The sequence below is a fragment of the Clostridium sp. 16K-1-R1 genome, from assembly GCF_023921145.1.
GTDB lineage: Bacteria > Bacillota > Clostridia > Clostridiales > Clostridiaceae > Sarcina > Sarcina perfringens.
In genome coordinates this window covers 2,404,013-2,420,316 of the sequence record NZ_CP046515.1, presented here as the reverse complement: position 1 = coordinate 2,420,316, position 16,304 = coordinate 2,404,013, and the positions used below count along the sequence as shown (strand labels likewise).

Genomic DNA, 16,304 nt, shown 5'->3' with positions numbered 1-16,304 from the left:
AAATAAAATTTCTTCTAATACTATTTGTAAGTTTTATTTTGGTTTTAGGGAGAATTAGATTTTTCTATATTTCTTTTAATGAAATTTTGCTTATGTAATTTTAATTATAAATTAGAATAGGTATTGAGAGTTAAGTAGGCTATATTTATTATGATTTATTTTGAGATTTTTGATAAAATTAAACTTATAGCTTTTTCACAATCAATATCTGCATTATCTAATGCCCAAGCTAAGTTAAAATATCTCAAAGCCTTAGAATTATTATTTATCATTGAATAACAATAGGCTAAGTTGAAAAAATATTTTGAGTCTTGGTATAGCTCTAAAGCTTTAGTTATCATTTCAATAGCTTTTTCATATTGCTTTAGTTTTATGTAGCAAACGCCAGCATTATAGTAACTGTGGCATTTACACTCATCGTTATCTAAAGCCTTTTTATAGTAATTTATAGCATCAGAATAATTTCTAGTATTGTATAATTCATTACCTTTAGAAAAGTTACTCATTTTTGACCTCCTAAATAATATCTATTTTAATTATTAACTTATTTTGGGATTATATTCATAGGTTGAGAATATTCTATAATTTGATTAATTCATAAATTATAGAATCATATTTAAAGACTAAAAAATATTATAAATTTATATCATATTTGATTAGAGTTACTTGACATAGGTTAAAATAATGGTATAAGATATATCTATAATTTAAATGATGATACAAACAGTGATAAAGAGGAGTAAAGATAGGAAGAACTTTAAGAGAGGAAATCCTTGGGTGTAAGATTTCTAAGTTTGATATCTTGAAGGTAGCTTTTGAGTTTCTTTGGTGAAATTATTAAAGTAATCAAAGACGGCAATTTCAGTCGTTAATTTTAGAGAGCCCTTTTGTGAGGGAAAAAAGGTGGTACCGCGAGTTTTCGTCCTTTTATGGATGAGGGCTTTTTTTATTGCCTAAAATTACTTTTAAATAAAGAATGTTTTAAATCAGTCTTTGTTTTTAGAGAGAACCCTAATACAAATATAAAGGGCTAGCTAAATAAATATTCATTTAAAATACACCATAAATAAAAAATAATTGTTAAAAGGCATTTCAAGATAGTTTTTGGAATGTTTTATATAAATACATAAAATTGTGTTTAAGTTTTAAGGAGGTTAGTCTAATGGATAATAAGAATATTTCTACAACGTATAATCCTAAAGAGTTTGAAGAAAGACTTTATAGCAATTGGCAAGAAAAGAAGTATTTTACTCCTGTAATAGATAAGAGTAAAAAACCTTACACTATAATAATGCCACCACCAAATATAACTGGTAAATTACACTTAGGTCATGCACTTGATAACACACTTCAAGATATGCTTATAAGATTTAAGAGAATGCAAGGATATTGCACTTTATGGTTACCAGGACAAGACCATGCTAGTATAGCAACTGAGGTTAAAGTTGAAAATGAACTTTTAAAAGAAGGTCTTTATAAGAAAGAAATGGGAAGAGAAGCTTTCTTAGAAAAAGTTTGGGAATGGACAGATGAATATAGAGAAAGAATAAGAGAGCAACTTAAGAAAATGGGATGCTCAGCTGACTTTACAAGAGAAGCTTTCACAATGGATGAAAACTTAAGTAAGGCAGTAAGACATGTATTCGTTAAATTATATAAAGAAGGCTTAATATACCAAGGAAACAGAATAACTAACTGGTGTCCTAAATGTCAAACTGCTTTATCAGATGCTGAGATAGAGTATGAAGAAAAAGAAGGAAACTTCTGGCATATTAAATACCAAGTAGTTGGTTCAGAGGAATTCTTAGAAATAGCTACAACTAGACCTGAAACTTTACTTGGAGATAGTGCCGTAGCAGTTAACCCAAGTGATGAAAGATATGCTCACTTAGTAGGTAAAATGTTAAAGTTACCTTTAACTGATAGAGAAATACCTGTAATCGCTGATGACTATGTTGACGTAGAATTTGGAACAGGAGCAGTTAAAATAACTCCAGCTCATGATCCTAATGACTTTGAAGTTGGTAAGAGACATAACTTACCACAAATAAGAGTTATGGATGATAGCGGTGTAATAAACCACTTAGGTGGAAAATATAAAGGCTTAGATAGATATGAGGCTAGAAAACAAATGGTTGCTGACTTAGAAGAGTTAGGATTATTAGTTAAAATAAAACCTCATACTCACAATGTTGGTACTCACGATAGATGTGGTACAGTTGTAGAGCCAATCATATCAAAACAATGGTATGTAAAAATGCAATCATTAGCAGATCCTGCTATAGAGGTTGTTAGAAACAAAGGAACTAAATTCGTTCCTGAAAGATTTGAAAAGACTTACTTCAACTGGATGGAAAACATTCAAGATTGGTGTATTTCAAGACAATTATGGTGGGGACACAGAATACCAGTATTCTACTGTAAAGATTGTGGAGAAATCATGGTTGAATTAGAGGATCCAACTAAGTGCTGTAAGTGTGGATCAGAGAACATAGAACAAGATAAAGACGTTCTAGATACTTGGTTTAGTTCAGCTTTATGGCCTTTCTCAACTTTAGGATGGCCTGATAGAACTGACGATTTAGAGTTCTTCTATCCAACATCAACATTAGTTACAGGATACGATATAATATTCTTCTGGGTTGCTAGAATGATATTCTCAGGTATCCACAACATGGGAGAAACTCCATTTGATACAGTATTAATTCACGGTATCATAAGAGATGCTCAAGGAAGAAAAATGAGTAAATCTTTAGGAAATGGTGTTGATCCATTAGAAGTTATAGATGAATATGGTGCTGATGCATTAAGATTCATGTTAGTAACAGGAAATGCTCCAGGAAATGATATAAGATACATTCCTGAAAGAGTTGAAGCTGCAAGAAACTTTGCTAATAAGATTTGGAATGCTTCAAGATTCGTTATGATGAACTTAGATAGAGAGCTTATGGATAAATATAAAGACTGCAAAGAGTATAGCTTAGCAGATAAGTGGATATTATCAAGAATGAACTCATTAATCAAAGAAGTTACAGAAAACATGGAAAAATATGAGTTAGGAATAGCTCTTCAAAAAGTGCATGATTTCTTATGGACAGAGTTCTGTGATTACTATATAGAATTAGTTAAACCAGTATTATATGGTGATGATGAAAAAGCTAAGGGAGTAGTATTTAACGTACTTTACACTGTATTAAATACAGGATTAAAATTATTACACCCAGTAATGCCTTTCATAACTGAGGAAATATATACTCACTTAAGCACAGAAACTGAGTCAATTACAATAGCTACTTGGCCAACATATGATGAAGCTTTAAATAACGAAAAAGCTGAGAAGGACATGACATTCATAATGGAAGCTATAAGATCATTAAGAAACTTAAGAGCTGAAATGAATGTACCACCTTCAAGAAAAGCTAAGGTTATGGCTTACGCTTCAGAAGAGGCTAAAGATGCATTTATAAATGGTGGAGCTTACTTAGAAAAGCTTGCATCTGCATCAGAAGTTACTTTCTTAGATAATAAGGATAACTTAGATAATAACTTAGTATCAGTAGTTGTTAAGGGTGGAGAATTATTCTTACCATTACTTGACTTAGTTGATAGAGAAAAAGAGTTAGAAAGATTAAATAAAGAGAAAACTAAACTTGAAGGAGAAATCTTAAGAGTTGAGAAGAAACTTTCTAATGAAAGATTCGTAAGCAAAGCACCAGAGGCTGTTGTTAATGAAGAAAGAGCAAAAGGTGTTAAATACAAAGAAATGTTAGAGGCTGTTCTAGAAAGAATAGAAGCTTTACAATAATATAACAAGAAAACTTTAGTGTATCTAAAGTGCTAAATAAACTTATAAATATATTCCGAGAATTACTGTGTTTCGCTAAGAATTTATAGCAGTCATTCCGAGAACTTTCCTAAAGATTGAAAACTAGCTCCGCGTCGGACATTCAATCTTCTTAACGCAAAGTTCTCTCCATGATTGCTTAAATTCTAAAGCTTACACAGATATTCTCTTCATACTATTTATAAGTTTTATTATTTAAGCACTTTGTGATACACTTTCTTTATATATTTTAAGGAGGGCTATAGGAATGATGAATTATGATGAAGCTATGGAGTATATTGTTACTGCATCAAGGTTTGGAATGAATTTAGGATTAGATAGAATAGAAAAGGTTTTGGAGTTTTTAGGGAATCCTCATAAGGATACTAAGTTTATACATATTGGGGGAACAAATGGAAAGGGATCAACTACTGCTATGATAAGTTCAGTTTTAAAGGAAGCTGGCTTTAAGGTTGGAATGTATACCTCTCCTTATTTAGAAGAATTTGAAGAGAGAATACAGATTAATGGGGAGAATATAGATAAAGATGATTTAGCAGTTCTTATGGGAGATGTTAAAAAGGCTATAGATAAAGTTATGGAGCTTGGCTATGAAAGTCCAACTCAGTTTGAAATAATAACTGCTTTAATGTTTTATTATTTTTCTAAAAAGAAAGTTGATTATGCTGTTTTAGAAGTTGGTTTAGGGGGAAGATTAGATGCAACTAATGTGGTCCTTCCTGAGGTAGTTGTACTTACCTCAATAAGCCTAGATCATATGAATATTTTAGGAAATACCATAGAGGAAATTGCAAAGGAAAAGTGTGGAATAATAAAGAGTGGTGTACCTGTAATATCTTATCCACAAGAAGAAAAGGCTTTAGAAGTAATAAAAGAGAGATGTAATGAATTAGGTTGTAATTTAGAGGTTGTTAATACTGAAGACATAAGAAATATAATTATAGATAAAGAAAAACATATTCAGAAAATAGAAGTTTCACTAGAAGATGAAATTTTAAAAATAGATTTAGGTTTACTTGGAGATCATCAAGTAAAGAATTTCTTAGTGGCATTAAAAACCTTAATTAAATTAAGAAATAATGGAGTAAACATAAGTAATGAAGCTATTAAGGAAGGGTTTAAAAAAGTAAGATGGATTGGAAGAATGGAAGTATTAAATGAAAATCCCTTAGTTGTTATAGATGGAGCTCACAATATTGATGGAATAAGAAACTTGAGAAATAGTATAGATAAATATTTTAATTTTAAAAATATAACATTAATATTAGGGGTTCTAGGTGATAAACAAGTAGATGAAATGGTAGAAGAAATAACTAGAGGAGTAGATAAGGTAGTTATAGTTGAACCTCATAGTGATAGGGCAGAGGATATTGAAGATTTATATATTAAAGTTAAAAAATATGTAAAAGAAGTTTTTAAATTTAAGGATTATAAAGAGGCCTATAATAAGGCATATTCTCTTACTAATGAGGATGATTTATTATTAATTTGTGGTTCTTTATACATGGTTGGAGATATGAGAAAGGCCATAAGAAATAATGAGAATACATCCTTAAGAAGTATAAAGTATTAAACTTAAGTAGATAAATTGTATTTAACTGGATAAATGAGGAATTTAAAATTTGAACTATTGTTAACAAAAGGTATATAATTTATTCATAAAATATTATGGATGTGATTAATATGGATAAGGATAAAGAGATAAGTGGATTAAATAATTTAGAGTTTAAAATAATAGTACAAGGAATATTAGTGGGCATAATTGTTGGAATTGTAATAATGATTTATAAGACCATAATAGGATTTGGAATGGAAGGCTTTAACAAGGTATATTCATATACAAGAGAAAATCCAAAGCTTATAATTCCTTTATTTTTAGTTCTTATATTTTTAGGGTTTATAGTTGGAATTATAGTTAAAAAGAATCCTATGATAGGTGGAAGTGGTATTCCACAGGTAGAAGGGGAGTTAAGTGGAAAAATAAGTGTAAACTGGCTAAGAGTATTTAAAGATAAGTTTATTGGCGGAATAATATGTATGGCATCTGGTCTTTCATTAGGTAAAGAGGGGCCCTCAGTTCAAATTGGAGCTTCAATAGGAGAAGGCTTTGCTAAAATATTTAAAAGAAGTGACTTTGAAAAGAGATTATTAATAACAGGGGGAGCAAGTTCAGGTCTTGCTGTAATATTTAATGCCCCTTTATCAGGAGCTATATTTGCTCTTGAAGAAGTACATAGAAGTTTTTCACTGCCAGTTATGTTGGCTGCACTTTCAGCTTCTCTTACAGGAGTTTTTGTGGATAATCTTATTTTAGGAAATGATTTTTGCATAAAAATACCACCTATAAATTCATTGCCAATACAATATTATTGGACATTATTAATATTAGGAGCCATATTAGGAGTAACAGGATGGATTTTTAATAAAGGACTTTTAAAAACACAGGATTTTTATGTAAAGACTTTGAAAAAAATTCCTATTCAATTTAAAACAATAATACCTTTTGTTATGGTTGGAATTTTAGCCTTAACAATTCCAGAAGCAATTGATGGGGGAGACTCTTTAATTGAAAGTGTAATAGGAAATAATATTGCAATAAAACTTTTAATAGTAATTTTAGTAATAAAATTTATATTTACATTCTTTAGTTATTCCTCAGGAGTGCCAGGAGGAATATTCTTTCCTTTGTTAGCCATAGGTGCTTTAGTAGGAGCAATATTTGGATTACTTTTAAATAAATATTTAGGAATAAGTGATTCCTTAATAGTCAACTTTATAGTGCTAGCTATGGCAGCACAATTTGCATCAATAGTTAAGGCTCCTATTACTGGATTAATGCTTATAACTGAGATGACAGGAACTTTTAAACACTTATTACCAGTGGCTATAACAGTTACTGTGGCATATTTAGTTTCTGATATGCTTAATAATAAGCCTATTTATGAAAGTTTATTAGAGAAATTATTAGAAAGAATGAATATTAAGTTTAATACTGGCGTAAAGAAAAAAGAAATTTTTGATTTTGAAGTAAAGATTGGTTCTGAATTAGATGGAAAACTTATAAAAGATGTTAAATGGCCTGAGGGTAGTTTAATAATAACTATTTTTAGAGGAGCAGAGGAAATTATACCAAATGGAGAGGTTAAAATTCAGGCTGGAGATGTGTTAGAAGTAATATTTAGCAAAGAAAAACAAGCTCAGTACTATGATGAAATATCAAAAAAAACATATTGTGAAATTTAATTAATAAAATACATCAAATTAAAAGCTAATAAAAAACTTACAAATAATTCTTAAAGAAATAGGGTAACTCTTTAAGTAAATTTGTAAGTTTTTTATTTTTATAAAAGTTTTTTATCTAGTTAATTTTTCTATTACTTCTCTATAGTTTGGATATTTTTCAAGCAAATCTTCTCTTTCAAATAGTTCAAAGTCTTTAAAATCAAAGCCAGGTGCTACCATACAACCAACTAGGGAGAAGCCTTCATTATTCATAGCAGAACCAAATATATAATCCTTAGGAACTAAAACTTGAGGAGTTTCTCCTTTTTCTATGTTTAATCCTAGTTGTTTTTCTATAAGTTCACCATCAGGGCTTATCATATAAATTGTTAAGGATTCTCCAGCGTGGAAATACCACATTTCATCAGATTTTAATCTATGAAAATTTGAAACTTCTCCAGTTCTTAATAAGAAATATATGCTAGTCCAAAGTAAACGCTCTTCATTTATATGTAAAGTATTTGGAGCAAGTTTGCTAGGTGAAATAAAGGATTCTTTAAAATATCCACCTTCAGGATGTGCTGTCATATTTAATGATTTTATAAAATATTCAGCTGAATGATTCATATTAAAAACCACCTTTCAAATAATTTTTCTAAACATGTTTAATCATAAATCATAAATAGTATAATTACAAATATAAATTTAAAATATGCATATAATAACATGAGAAAGGAAGGGGGACGGTAATTGTGAGTGAAGAATTAAATTTTTATACTAGAGAAGAGGAATTTGCTAATGCCATAACCCACGGAATTGGAGTGGTATTAGCCATAGTGGGAGCTGTTTTACTTATAGTTTTCTCATCTTTAAGTAGAGATTTTTATAAGATAATAAGTTTCACTATATTTGGAATAACTTTATTTTTACTTTATTTAGGATCAACATTATATCATAGTATTCCTAATAAAAAAGTAAAGAGGTTTTTAAGGATAATTGACCATTCATCTATTTATCTTTTAATAGCAGGAACTTATACACCCTATGTATTAGTATGTTTAAGAGATAATAAAAAAGCTATGGCAATATTTATTATGATTTGGGTAATGACCATATTAGGAATAGTATTTAAATTTATCTGTATAAATAAGTTTGAGAATCTATCAACCCTATTATATATTTTTATGGGGTGGTCAGTTATCTTTGTAGTTAAGGATGTATGGCAAAGAGTACCTCATATGGCCGTCTTTTGGCTTCTTATAGGTGGATTGTTTTATACCTTAGGATGTATATTTTTTGTTTTAGATAGAATGCCATACAATCATGCTATCTGGCATTTATTTGTAATGGGAGGAAGCATAAGTCACTTTTTCTCTGTAATATTATATTTATAATAACAAAGAAGAAGCTATATAGAATCTAAGTTATTAGTTCTATATAGCTCTTTATTAATTTCCTTCAGTATTATTTTGATTATTACTATTTTTAGAAGAAGTATTTCCATTATTAGATTGCGTGTTAGAGGATTCTCCATTTCCACTAGAACCATTATTTTCAGACGGTTTTTCTGTTGGAGTTTCTTGAGGAATACTTGGTTTTTCTGAAGTATTAGGTTTTTCTGTAGAATTATTACCAGTAGAAGTGCTTCCATTACTTGGTTTATTAGAAGAATTTACACTATTTCCTTGGTTAGAAGGTTTTTCTACTTTATTATTAGAATTATTATTACTACTATTGCCAGAATTATTTTTAGGTTTTTCAAAATTTCCATTAGTATTTATACTAGGTACATATTCATAATCTGGGTGAGTAGTATCATCTTTAATATCATAGTCATTAAAGTATTGTTCTATTATAGAGTCAAAATTACTAGTATCAGGCTCATAATTTTTATTGTCATTAAATATGAACTCTTGAAGAGCCTTTGATGTTTCTACCTTATCAATAACAAAGACCCAACCCTTATTATTAATGATTCCACCTTTTGAAATACTATCTAGAGGAACTCTAAATTGTTCTATTTCAAAGTTACACTTTTTACCTACATTTAAAGCTGTAAATCCATAATCCATAGCATTTCCTAAGGAAATATTAGTTTTTACATATGGGAATAATTCATTAAGCAGGGAAACAAGTTTAACTGTTGACATATCTTTAACTTTTTCTAAAGCGATTTGAAGAACAGCTCTCTGTCTTTCAGTTCTTTCATATTCACCATTACCAACTTTTCTAATTCTAGCATAAGATAAGGCTTGATAACCATTAAGATTATAAGTTCCAGGTGAAGGAAGTAAATCTTCTTCAGAACCGCCACCATCTAAAATATATTTATTAAGTTCATCAAGTTCATAATCTTTAACTGTTACTTCAATTCCGTTTATAGCATCTATAACCTTAACAAAAGCATTAAAATCTACGATTACATAATTATTTAATTTTATTCCGAAATTATTTTGAATAGTTTCAATTGTTTTAGTAGGACCACCATAAGCAAAGGCATGATTTAACTTTTCTTCTCCGTGACCATCTATTTTTACTAACATATCTCTCATTAAAGAAGTTACTTTTAACTTTTTATTGATATTATCTATTGTTAAGATCATTATAGAATCCGATCTAGATACATCTTCTCCAGGTCTAGCATCGCTACTAAGCAAAAGAATATTTGTTATTCCTGGAACCTCTTTAAACTTAATATCTTCATCTACAGTATTAACTTTAGCAGGATCCGTATTTCCTTCGTAGGAGTGGTTGTAAAATCTAAAAACAAAAAAGCCTACTACAGATGCGATTAATATAAGGATAGCTAATAAAGAAAATATAGTTATTTTTTGTTTTTTACTAAAATTAAAGTGTTTCTTTTTATCCATAAGTACTCCTTTTTATGATTTGTTTAAACGTTTTAATGAGTAGCTAAAACTTAATTATTTAATAATAACATAATATTTATTTTAGAACATCATATTTAAATAATTATTAACAATTAGTTAAATAATAAATATAAAAAAATAAAGAGGATATTATAAAATATCCCCTTTATATTATTCACTAAAGTTTTGTTTTTTATTTTCTAATCTGTATTCAATGAATTTTTCTGTATATATTTTTATTAAGGCTATTATAGGAACACTTAAGAACATTCCTAAAACACCAAATATTCCACCACCAACTGTAACAGCGAATATTATAAATAGTGGAGAAACACCTACTTGATCTCCTAATATTTTTGGACCTAAGTACCAACCATCAAATTGTTGAAGGATGAATATGAATAAAAGAACCCATATTGCCATAGATGGTTGAACAATAAGTGTTAATAAAAATGCAGGAATCATTCCTATAAATGGACCGAAATATGGAATCATATTTGTTAATCCAACTATGAAAGAAATAAGCACCGCATACTGAGTACCCATTAATAATAAACCTATGTAACAAAGCACTCCTATTATAAGTGAGTCTATAATTTTACCTATTATAAATCTACTAAAGATATTGTGAGCTTCTGCCATGAAACTAATAAAAAGTTCTGAAGATTTTTCAGATGGCATAACTGCAATTATAATTTTTTTACACCCTTCAATTAAAGTTTCCTTATCCATTAACATGTATATGGAAATAATAAATCCAAATACAAATTTAACAACAGATGAAGTTATTTTTATAGTTTGAGTTAACAAGCTACCTACTATATTAGATAGTAAGGTTGATGTCTTAGAAATAAATTCCGTAGCAGAAGTATTTAAATGATTTAAATCTAAAGGAACATTCATACTTGCTAAGGTGTTATTAATCCAACTTTCAGCAGAGGATGCATATTCACTAAGATTACTAAATAATTCTGACAAACTATCAAATATTGTAGGAACAATAATTGCAATTAATATGTAAACACATATTATAACTAAAATATAGCTTATCATTAAGGAAAAAGCTCTCTTAAGTTTAAACTTCTTTTCTATAAGCATCATGAGAGGATTTATTAAATAAGCTATACCAAAAGCCCAAAAAAATGGTGTTAAAACTGATAAAAATGGTCTAATACCTTCACTTAAAATGCTCCTAATATTAAAAATTAACATGATTGAAACTGTTGATATCAATATTAGTGGGAGCCAATTAAAGTGAAAATTATGTTTTTTAAACAATTATGTTTTCCCCCTAAATTATATAAATTTTATAACGATTTTTGCTAATAATAATAGCAGGATTATTAATCTTCTATAAGAGCATGAATTATTTTGTTATATATATCGGAAGAATTGTTTTCCCATTTGTTGCAAATAGCTTTTGCTTCAGTTTTGGAAGGAACGCTTACATTTAAATCAATTAGAATAGTATTATTTTCTATTGCTTTAAGATTTACTATGAAAGAACTGTCTTCTCCAACAGTATAATCAGCAGATATACTTAATTCTTTTTTTATTTTTTCAACATGCTTGCGTACATATTCATCTATAAGTTTTAATTTGTTTGGAGATATTCTATCTTTAAAGAAGAATAGTACCTTATCTCCCTTTTCCGTAAGTACTATGATTTCTTTATCATCATCTTGAGTTTTATATTCTAAGAACTCAGAAGAAATTAATTCAGATACATATTGTTGTAACATAAAATAATTTATAAAACTATTTTCTAAAACTATATCTGTTAATTGTGTGTTAGATATAGGATATTTTATTGACTTTATTATATATAAAAGAAGTAATTTATTCTCAGCTAATTCTAATGTGCTATCATACATTTATGTTTTCCTCCATAACTGTTTTGAAATAATAATCCTATTATACCATATATGTTTTAAGATAATAAAGTTATTTGATTAATATTAAATATTAAGGAGTGAATACTTTGAAAAAAAATAATAATTTTTTTATTTGTAAAAACTTTATTACTACCATTACTTTAGTTGTTATTATTGCCATATTTACATTGCCTATTAATGTTTTTGCAAAAGATAATAAGCCAATTCATTGTGTGGATAGAGAGGATAAAAAAATTTCTCTGACCTTTGATGTGAATTGGGCAGAAAATGATTATTTATATGAAATTTTAGATTTACTAGATGAAAATAATGTAAAAGCTACATTTTTTATAATGGGTAAGTGGGTAATATATCCTGAAGGTAATAGAGAAAAGTTAGTAGAAATTCATAAGAGAGGACACGAAATAGGAAATCATAGTTATGTACATCCTGATTTTAAGAATATAGGAAAAGAGAGAATAATTGAAGAGGTTAAAAAAACAGAAGAAATAATAGAAAAGGAAGTTGGAGTAAAGACTAATTTATTTAGATTTCCTAGTGGTTCATATAGCCAAGAAAGTTTAAGTGTTATTCATGGATTACAATATAAAAGTATACAATGGGATGTTGATAGTGTGGATTGGAAAGGAGAGAGTAAAGAGAGGGAATATAAAAAGGTAATTGACAATGTAAAAGGTGGGTCAATACTTTTATATCATAATAATGGTAAATATACTGTAGAGAATCTTAAGGAAATAATTCCAAAATTAAAATCAGAAGGATATGAATTTGTTAAAATAAGCGACATAATATATGAAAATAGTTACGAAATAGATGACAATGGAAAACAATTGTTAATTAAAACGAAACAAAATAATAGTTGAAATCGTTGAACAAAATGTATTATAATGGAAATAGTTATTGGATATACAGATAAATATAAAAAACATATTAAACTTATATGATTAAATACTAATGGGGAGAGGGGTTTAGGTTAAAATGGATAATTTAATGTTAAACAACAAAATTTATTTAGAAGGAACTGTAGTTTCAGAATTAGAGTTCAGTCACGAGATGTATGGAGAGGGTTTCTATACATTTAACTTAGAGGTTATGAGATTAAGTGATTCAAAGGACTTATTAAATATTACTGTATCAGAAAGATTAATAACCACTATGGATTTAAAAATTGGAACTGAAATAGTAGTTGAAGGACAATTAAGAAGTTACAACAAATTTATAGATGGAAATAATAAGCTTATCTTAACAGTTTTTGCAAGAAATATAGAATACTGTGAAGAAAGAAGTAAAAATCCTAATGAGATTTTCTTAGATGGATTTATTTGTAAGGAGCCAGTTTATAGAACAACTCCATTTGGAAGAGAAATTGCTGACTTATTATTAGCTGTAAATAGATCTTATAATAAATCAGATTATATCCCAACTATAGCATGGGGAAGAAACTCAAGATTCTGTAAAACATTAGAAGTAGGGGATAATATAAGAATTTGGGGAAGACTTCAAAGTAGAGAATATCAAAAGAAAATATCTGAAACTGAAGTTGTTAAGAAAATAGCATATGAGGTTTCAATTTCTAAAATGGAAAAAGTATCTGTTGAATCAGAACAAAATGAATCAGGTGAAGAAATTTCTTAAAAGTTTTAATAAAAAGGCCATGGGAATAAATCCTCATGGCTATTTTTTATTATTTTCTTAAATCATCTAATATTTCTGTTTTATCTTTAGTCTTTTCATCAACAGATTTAATAATTTTAGCAGGAGTTCCAGCTACAACTACGCCAGCTGGTACATCTTCAACTACAACTGAGCCAGCAGCTACAACTGAGCCTTTTCCAATTTTAACACCTTCAAGGATAACAGCATTAGCTCCTATTAAAACATCGTCTTCTATTATACATGGAGTTTTGCTAGGTGGTTCTAAAACTCCAGCAACAACAGCTCCAGCACCTAAGTGAACTCTTTTTCCAAGTTTTCCTCTAGCACCTATTACAGCGTTCATATCTACCATTGTACTTTCGCCTATTTCAGCTCCTATGTTTATGACAGCACCCATCATTATAACAGCATTATCTCCGATTGATACTCTGTCTCTTATTATTGCGCCAGGTTCGATTCTAGCGTTTATGTTTAAAAGGTCTAACATTGGAATAGCTGAGTTTCTTCTATCATTTTCAAGTCTAAAGCTTACTATTTTATCTTTATTTTCTGTTAAGAAAGTAGCAACTTCATCACTTTCTCCAAATAATACATAGAAATCATTATTTCCATAACATTCTATTGAACCTAATTCTACACCTTCTAAGTTACCTTTAAGATAAACTTTAACAGGAGTTGATTTTTTTACTTCCTTTATGAATCTAGCAATTTCATATGGATCTGTAAAGTTATAACTCATATTAAATTACATCCTTTCTATTTATAATGCATTTTGTCTATATATTTATTAAAATATAACATACAATATAAATTATTATAAACAAAAATGATTATCAATAAAAGAGAAAAACGTAAAATTTATATTATTTAATAAATAGATTGTTTAAAAAATCAAATATATTATAAAATATAATTTAAAGGAGTGATAAAATATGGCAAGACTTAAAGAAGGATATGTTCAAGTATATACTGGAAATGGAAAAGGAAAAACTACAGCAGCAATGGGATTAGCTTTTAGAGCTGCAGGTGATGGAATGGAAGTAAAGGTGGTTCAATTCCTTAAATCATGGAAAACAGGTGAGTTAGAATCTGCTAAAAGATTTGATAACTTAGAGATATTAAGATTTGAAAAGGTTAAAGGATTTACCTGGGAATTAAATGAGGAAGAGTTAGCTCAGTTAAAATCAGAAGTTAGAGTAGGCTTTGATTTTGTAAAAGGACTAGTTGAAAATAGAGGATGTGATATATTAATTTTAGATGAGGTAATGGCTTCAATTTCTGGAGGATTCATAGGAGAAGATGAAATTGTAGAATTAATTGAAAAGAAACCTAAAGATATGGAATTAATTCTTACAGGTAGAAATGTACCAGAAAAAATAATGGAAAAAGCTGATTTAATAACAGAGATGAGAGAAATTAAACATTATTATAAAAAAGGAGTTCCAGCTAGAGAGGGGATAGAATTTTAATGAATAAAAATGTTATTGGGGTAGAAATATCAGGAATAAGAAAATTCTATAATGAAGTAGTAAAATTCCCAGAGGCTATATCATTAACTCTAGGACAGCCAGATTTTCCTGTTCCAGAAAAGGTTAAAGAAGCTATGATAAGGGCTATTGAAGAAGGAAAGACAACATATACAGCTAATGCTGGTATAGTTGAATTAAGAGAAGAAATATCAAGCTTATTAAAAAATAATTTTGACATTGATTTTAGTAAGGATGAAATAATTATAACTGTAGGTGGAAGTGAAGGTTTATATGCAGCTATGACAGCCCTTTTAAATTCTGGAGAGAAGGTTTTAGTTCCATCAATTGCATATCCAGCTTATGAAAGCATAAGCAAAATAATAGGATGTGAAGTTATAAATTACGATTTAAATGAAGATTTTTCAGTTAACATAGAAAGTTTAAAAGAAGGAATAAAACAAGGGGGAAAACTTTTAGTTCTTTCTTATCCATGTAATCCTACAGGGGCATTACTTAGTAAAAAAAGTAGAGATGAGTTAATAGAGATTATAAAAGAAAATGATATATTGGTATTAACTGATGAAATTTATTCATCTCTTTGTTTTGAAGAGGAGTATTATTCTGTAGCTCAATGCAAAGATATAAAAGAAAAAATAATATATGTAAGTGGATTCTCTAAGATGTTTTCAATGACAGGTCTTAGAATTGGATATGTAGCATGTTCTAAGGAAATATATGATCAAATTATAAAGGTTCATCAATATAATTCTTCATGTGCAACATCTATTTCTCAATGGGGAGCCTTAGAAGGATTAAAATCTTGTATGAATGATGTTGAAAATATGAAGGAATCTTTTAAAGAAAGAATGAATTTTACTTATAAAAGATTAAAAAGTATGGGCTTAGAAGTGGAAAAACCTAAAGGAGCTTTTTATATTTATCCTAATATAAGTAAGTTTGGATTAACATCAGAAGAATTTTGTCATAGATTACTTGAAGAAGGCAAAGTTGCCTGTGTACCAGGAGATGCCTTTGGAAAAGGTGGAGAAGGATATATTAGAATATCTTACTGTTATAGCAAAGATGAACTTGAAAGAGCTTTAGATAAATTAGAGGCTTTTGTAAAAACTTTAAAAAAGTAAACTATGTCTTAAATAAAAGATAATTTAAAAAGGTAAAAATAAAATAAGTTATATAAAATTAAAAATAAAACTTATAAATAGTATTAAGAGAAGAAAATAATTCTCAAAATATATTTATAAGTTTTATTGTTTTACTTTGTTTTAAATATTTTTATTTCTTATGAATAATTTAAATTGAAAGGTTCTAAAAGAGTATATAATCTTTT

General features: G+C 28.4%; 14 protein-coding genes and 1 other annotated feature. Of the genes, 8 read left to right on the top strand and 6 right to left on the bottom strand.

Annotated elements, in window-relative coordinates:
* Positions 1-155: 155 nt before the first annotated feature.
* A complete protein-coding gene (locus tag GOM42_RS10710; protein WP_003455034.1) occupies positions 156-506 on the bottom strand; it encodes a tetratricopeptide repeat protein in 351 nt (116 codons plus the stop codon).
* A 211-nt stretch (positions 507-717) separates the two neighbouring features.
* Positions 718-930: a binding site (T-box leader), on the top strand.
* Positions 931-1,162: 232 nt separating this feature from the next.
* Here GOM42_RS10710 and GOM42_RS10705 point away from each other — a divergent pair.
* The 3 genes from GOM42_RS10705 to GOM42_RS10695 all read left to right on the top strand — a co-directional run bounded on the left by GOM42_RS10705 (position 1,163) and on the right by GOM42_RS10695 (position 7,087).
* Positions 1,163-3,805 carry a valine--tRNA ligase gene (locus GOM42_RS10705; RefSeq protein WP_011590997.1) on the top strand — a complete coding sequence of 881 codons (2,643 nt, stop codon included), beginning with the start codon at positions 1,163-1,165 and terminating at the stop codon, positions 3,803-3,805.
* Positions 3,806-4,094: 289 nt separating this feature from the next.
* Positions 4,095-5,417 (top strand): folylpolyglutamate synthase/dihydrofolate synthase family protein, encoded by a 1,323-nt coding sequence (locus GOM42_RS10700; protein ID WP_041702759.1) that lies wholly within the window; start codon positions 4,095-4,097, stop codon positions 5,415-5,417.
* 110 nt (positions 5,418-5,527) lie between these two features.
* Positions 5,528-7,087 carry a ClC family H(+)/Cl(-) exchange transporter gene (locus tag GOM42_RS10695; RefSeq protein ID WP_057231771.1) on the top strand — a complete coding sequence of 520 codons (1,560 nt, stop codon included), beginning with the start codon at positions 5,528-5,530 and terminating at the stop codon, positions 7,085-7,087.
* Positions 7,088-7,198: 111 nt separating this feature from the next.
* Here the strand turns inward: GOM42_RS10695 and GOM42_RS10690 are convergent, their stop codons facing one another.
* Positions 7,199-7,693, bottom strand: a complete 495-nt coding sequence (locus GOM42_RS10690) for a cupin domain-containing protein (protein WP_011590994.1) — start codon at positions 7,691-7,693, stop codon at positions 7,199-7,201.
* A gap of 125 nt (positions 7,694-7,818) precedes the next feature.
* Between GOM42_RS10690 and GOM42_RS10685 the strand changes: the two genes are divergently transcribed.
* Positions 7,819-8,460 (top strand): hemolysin III family protein, encoded by a 642-nt coding sequence (locus tag GOM42_RS10685; RefSeq protein WP_003454985.1) that lies wholly within the window; start codon positions 7,819-7,821, stop codon positions 8,458-8,460.
* Between the two features lie 54 nt (positions 8,461-8,514).
* On the opposite strand, the gene GOM42_RS10680 is transcribed toward GOM42_RS10685, so the two are convergent.
* The 3 genes from GOM42_RS10680 to GOM42_RS10670 all read right to left on the bottom strand — a co-directional run bounded on the left by GOM42_RS10680 (position 8,515) and on the right by GOM42_RS10670 (position 11,810).
* Positions 8,515-9,936, bottom strand: coding sequence for an LCP family protein (locus GOM42_RS10680; protein WP_011590993.1), 1,422 nt, complete (start codon positions 9,934-9,936; stop codon positions 8,515-8,517).
* Between the two features lie 171 nt (positions 9,937-10,107).
* The gene (locus tag GOM42_RS10675) at positions 10,108-11,214 is read right to left on the bottom strand and encodes an AI-2E family transporter (protein WP_003454728.1); all 1,107 of its coding nucleotides are present in this window, start codon (positions 11,212-11,214) and stop codon (positions 10,108-10,110) included.
* Between the two features lie 65 nt (positions 11,215-11,279).
* Positions 11,280-11,810 (bottom strand): DUF4364 family protein, encoded by a 531-nt coding sequence (locus GOM42_RS10670; RefSeq protein WP_003451559.1) that lies wholly within the window; start codon positions 11,808-11,810, stop codon positions 11,280-11,282.
* Positions 11,811-11,917: 107 nt separating this feature from the next.
* Here GOM42_RS10670 and pdaB point away from each other — a divergent pair, with 107 nt between their 5' ends.
* Together pdaB and GOM42_RS10660 are read left to right on the top strand one after the other, a co-directional pair.
* Entirely contained in the window at positions 11,918-12,694 is a 777-nt protein-coding gene (gene pdaB, locus GOM42_RS10665) for a polysaccharide deacetylase family sporulation protein PdaB (RefSeq protein ID WP_003455022.1), read from the top strand.
* A gap of 115 nt (positions 12,695-12,809) precedes the next feature.
* On the top strand, positions 12,810-13,466 hold the full coding sequence (locus tag GOM42_RS10660) for a single-stranded DNA-binding protein (RefSeq protein ID WP_003454917.1): 657 nt from the start codon (positions 12,810-12,812) through the stop codon (positions 13,464-13,466).
* Positions 13,467-13,515: 49 nt separating this feature from the next.
* Here GOM42_RS10660 and dapD read toward each other — a convergent pair whose 3' ends face one another.
* The gene (gene dapD / locus GOM42_RS10655; protein WP_003454957.1) at positions 13,516-14,226 is read right to left on the bottom strand and encodes a 2,3,4,5-tetrahydropyridine-2,6-dicarboxylate N-acetyltransferase; all 711 of its coding nucleotides are present in this window, start codon (positions 14,224-14,226) and stop codon (positions 13,516-13,518) included.
* Between the two features lie 193 nt (positions 14,227-14,419).
* On the opposite strand from dapD, the gene GOM42_RS10650 reads away from it, so the two are divergent.
* Positions 14,420-14,956, top strand: a complete 537-nt coding sequence (locus GOM42_RS10650; RefSeq protein WP_003451437.1) for a cob(I)yrinic acid a,c-diamide adenosyltransferase — start codon at positions 14,420-14,422, stop codon at positions 14,954-14,956.
* Positions 14,956-16,098, top strand: coding sequence for an aminotransferase class I/II-fold pyridoxal phosphate-dependent enzyme (locus GOM42_RS10645; RefSeq protein ID WP_011590992.1), 1,143 nt, complete (start codon positions 14,956-14,958; stop codon positions 16,096-16,098). The genes GOM42_RS10650 and GOM42_RS10645 overlap by 1 nt, the downstream gene beginning before the upstream one ends.
* Positions 16,099-16,304 lie beyond the last annotated feature (206 nt).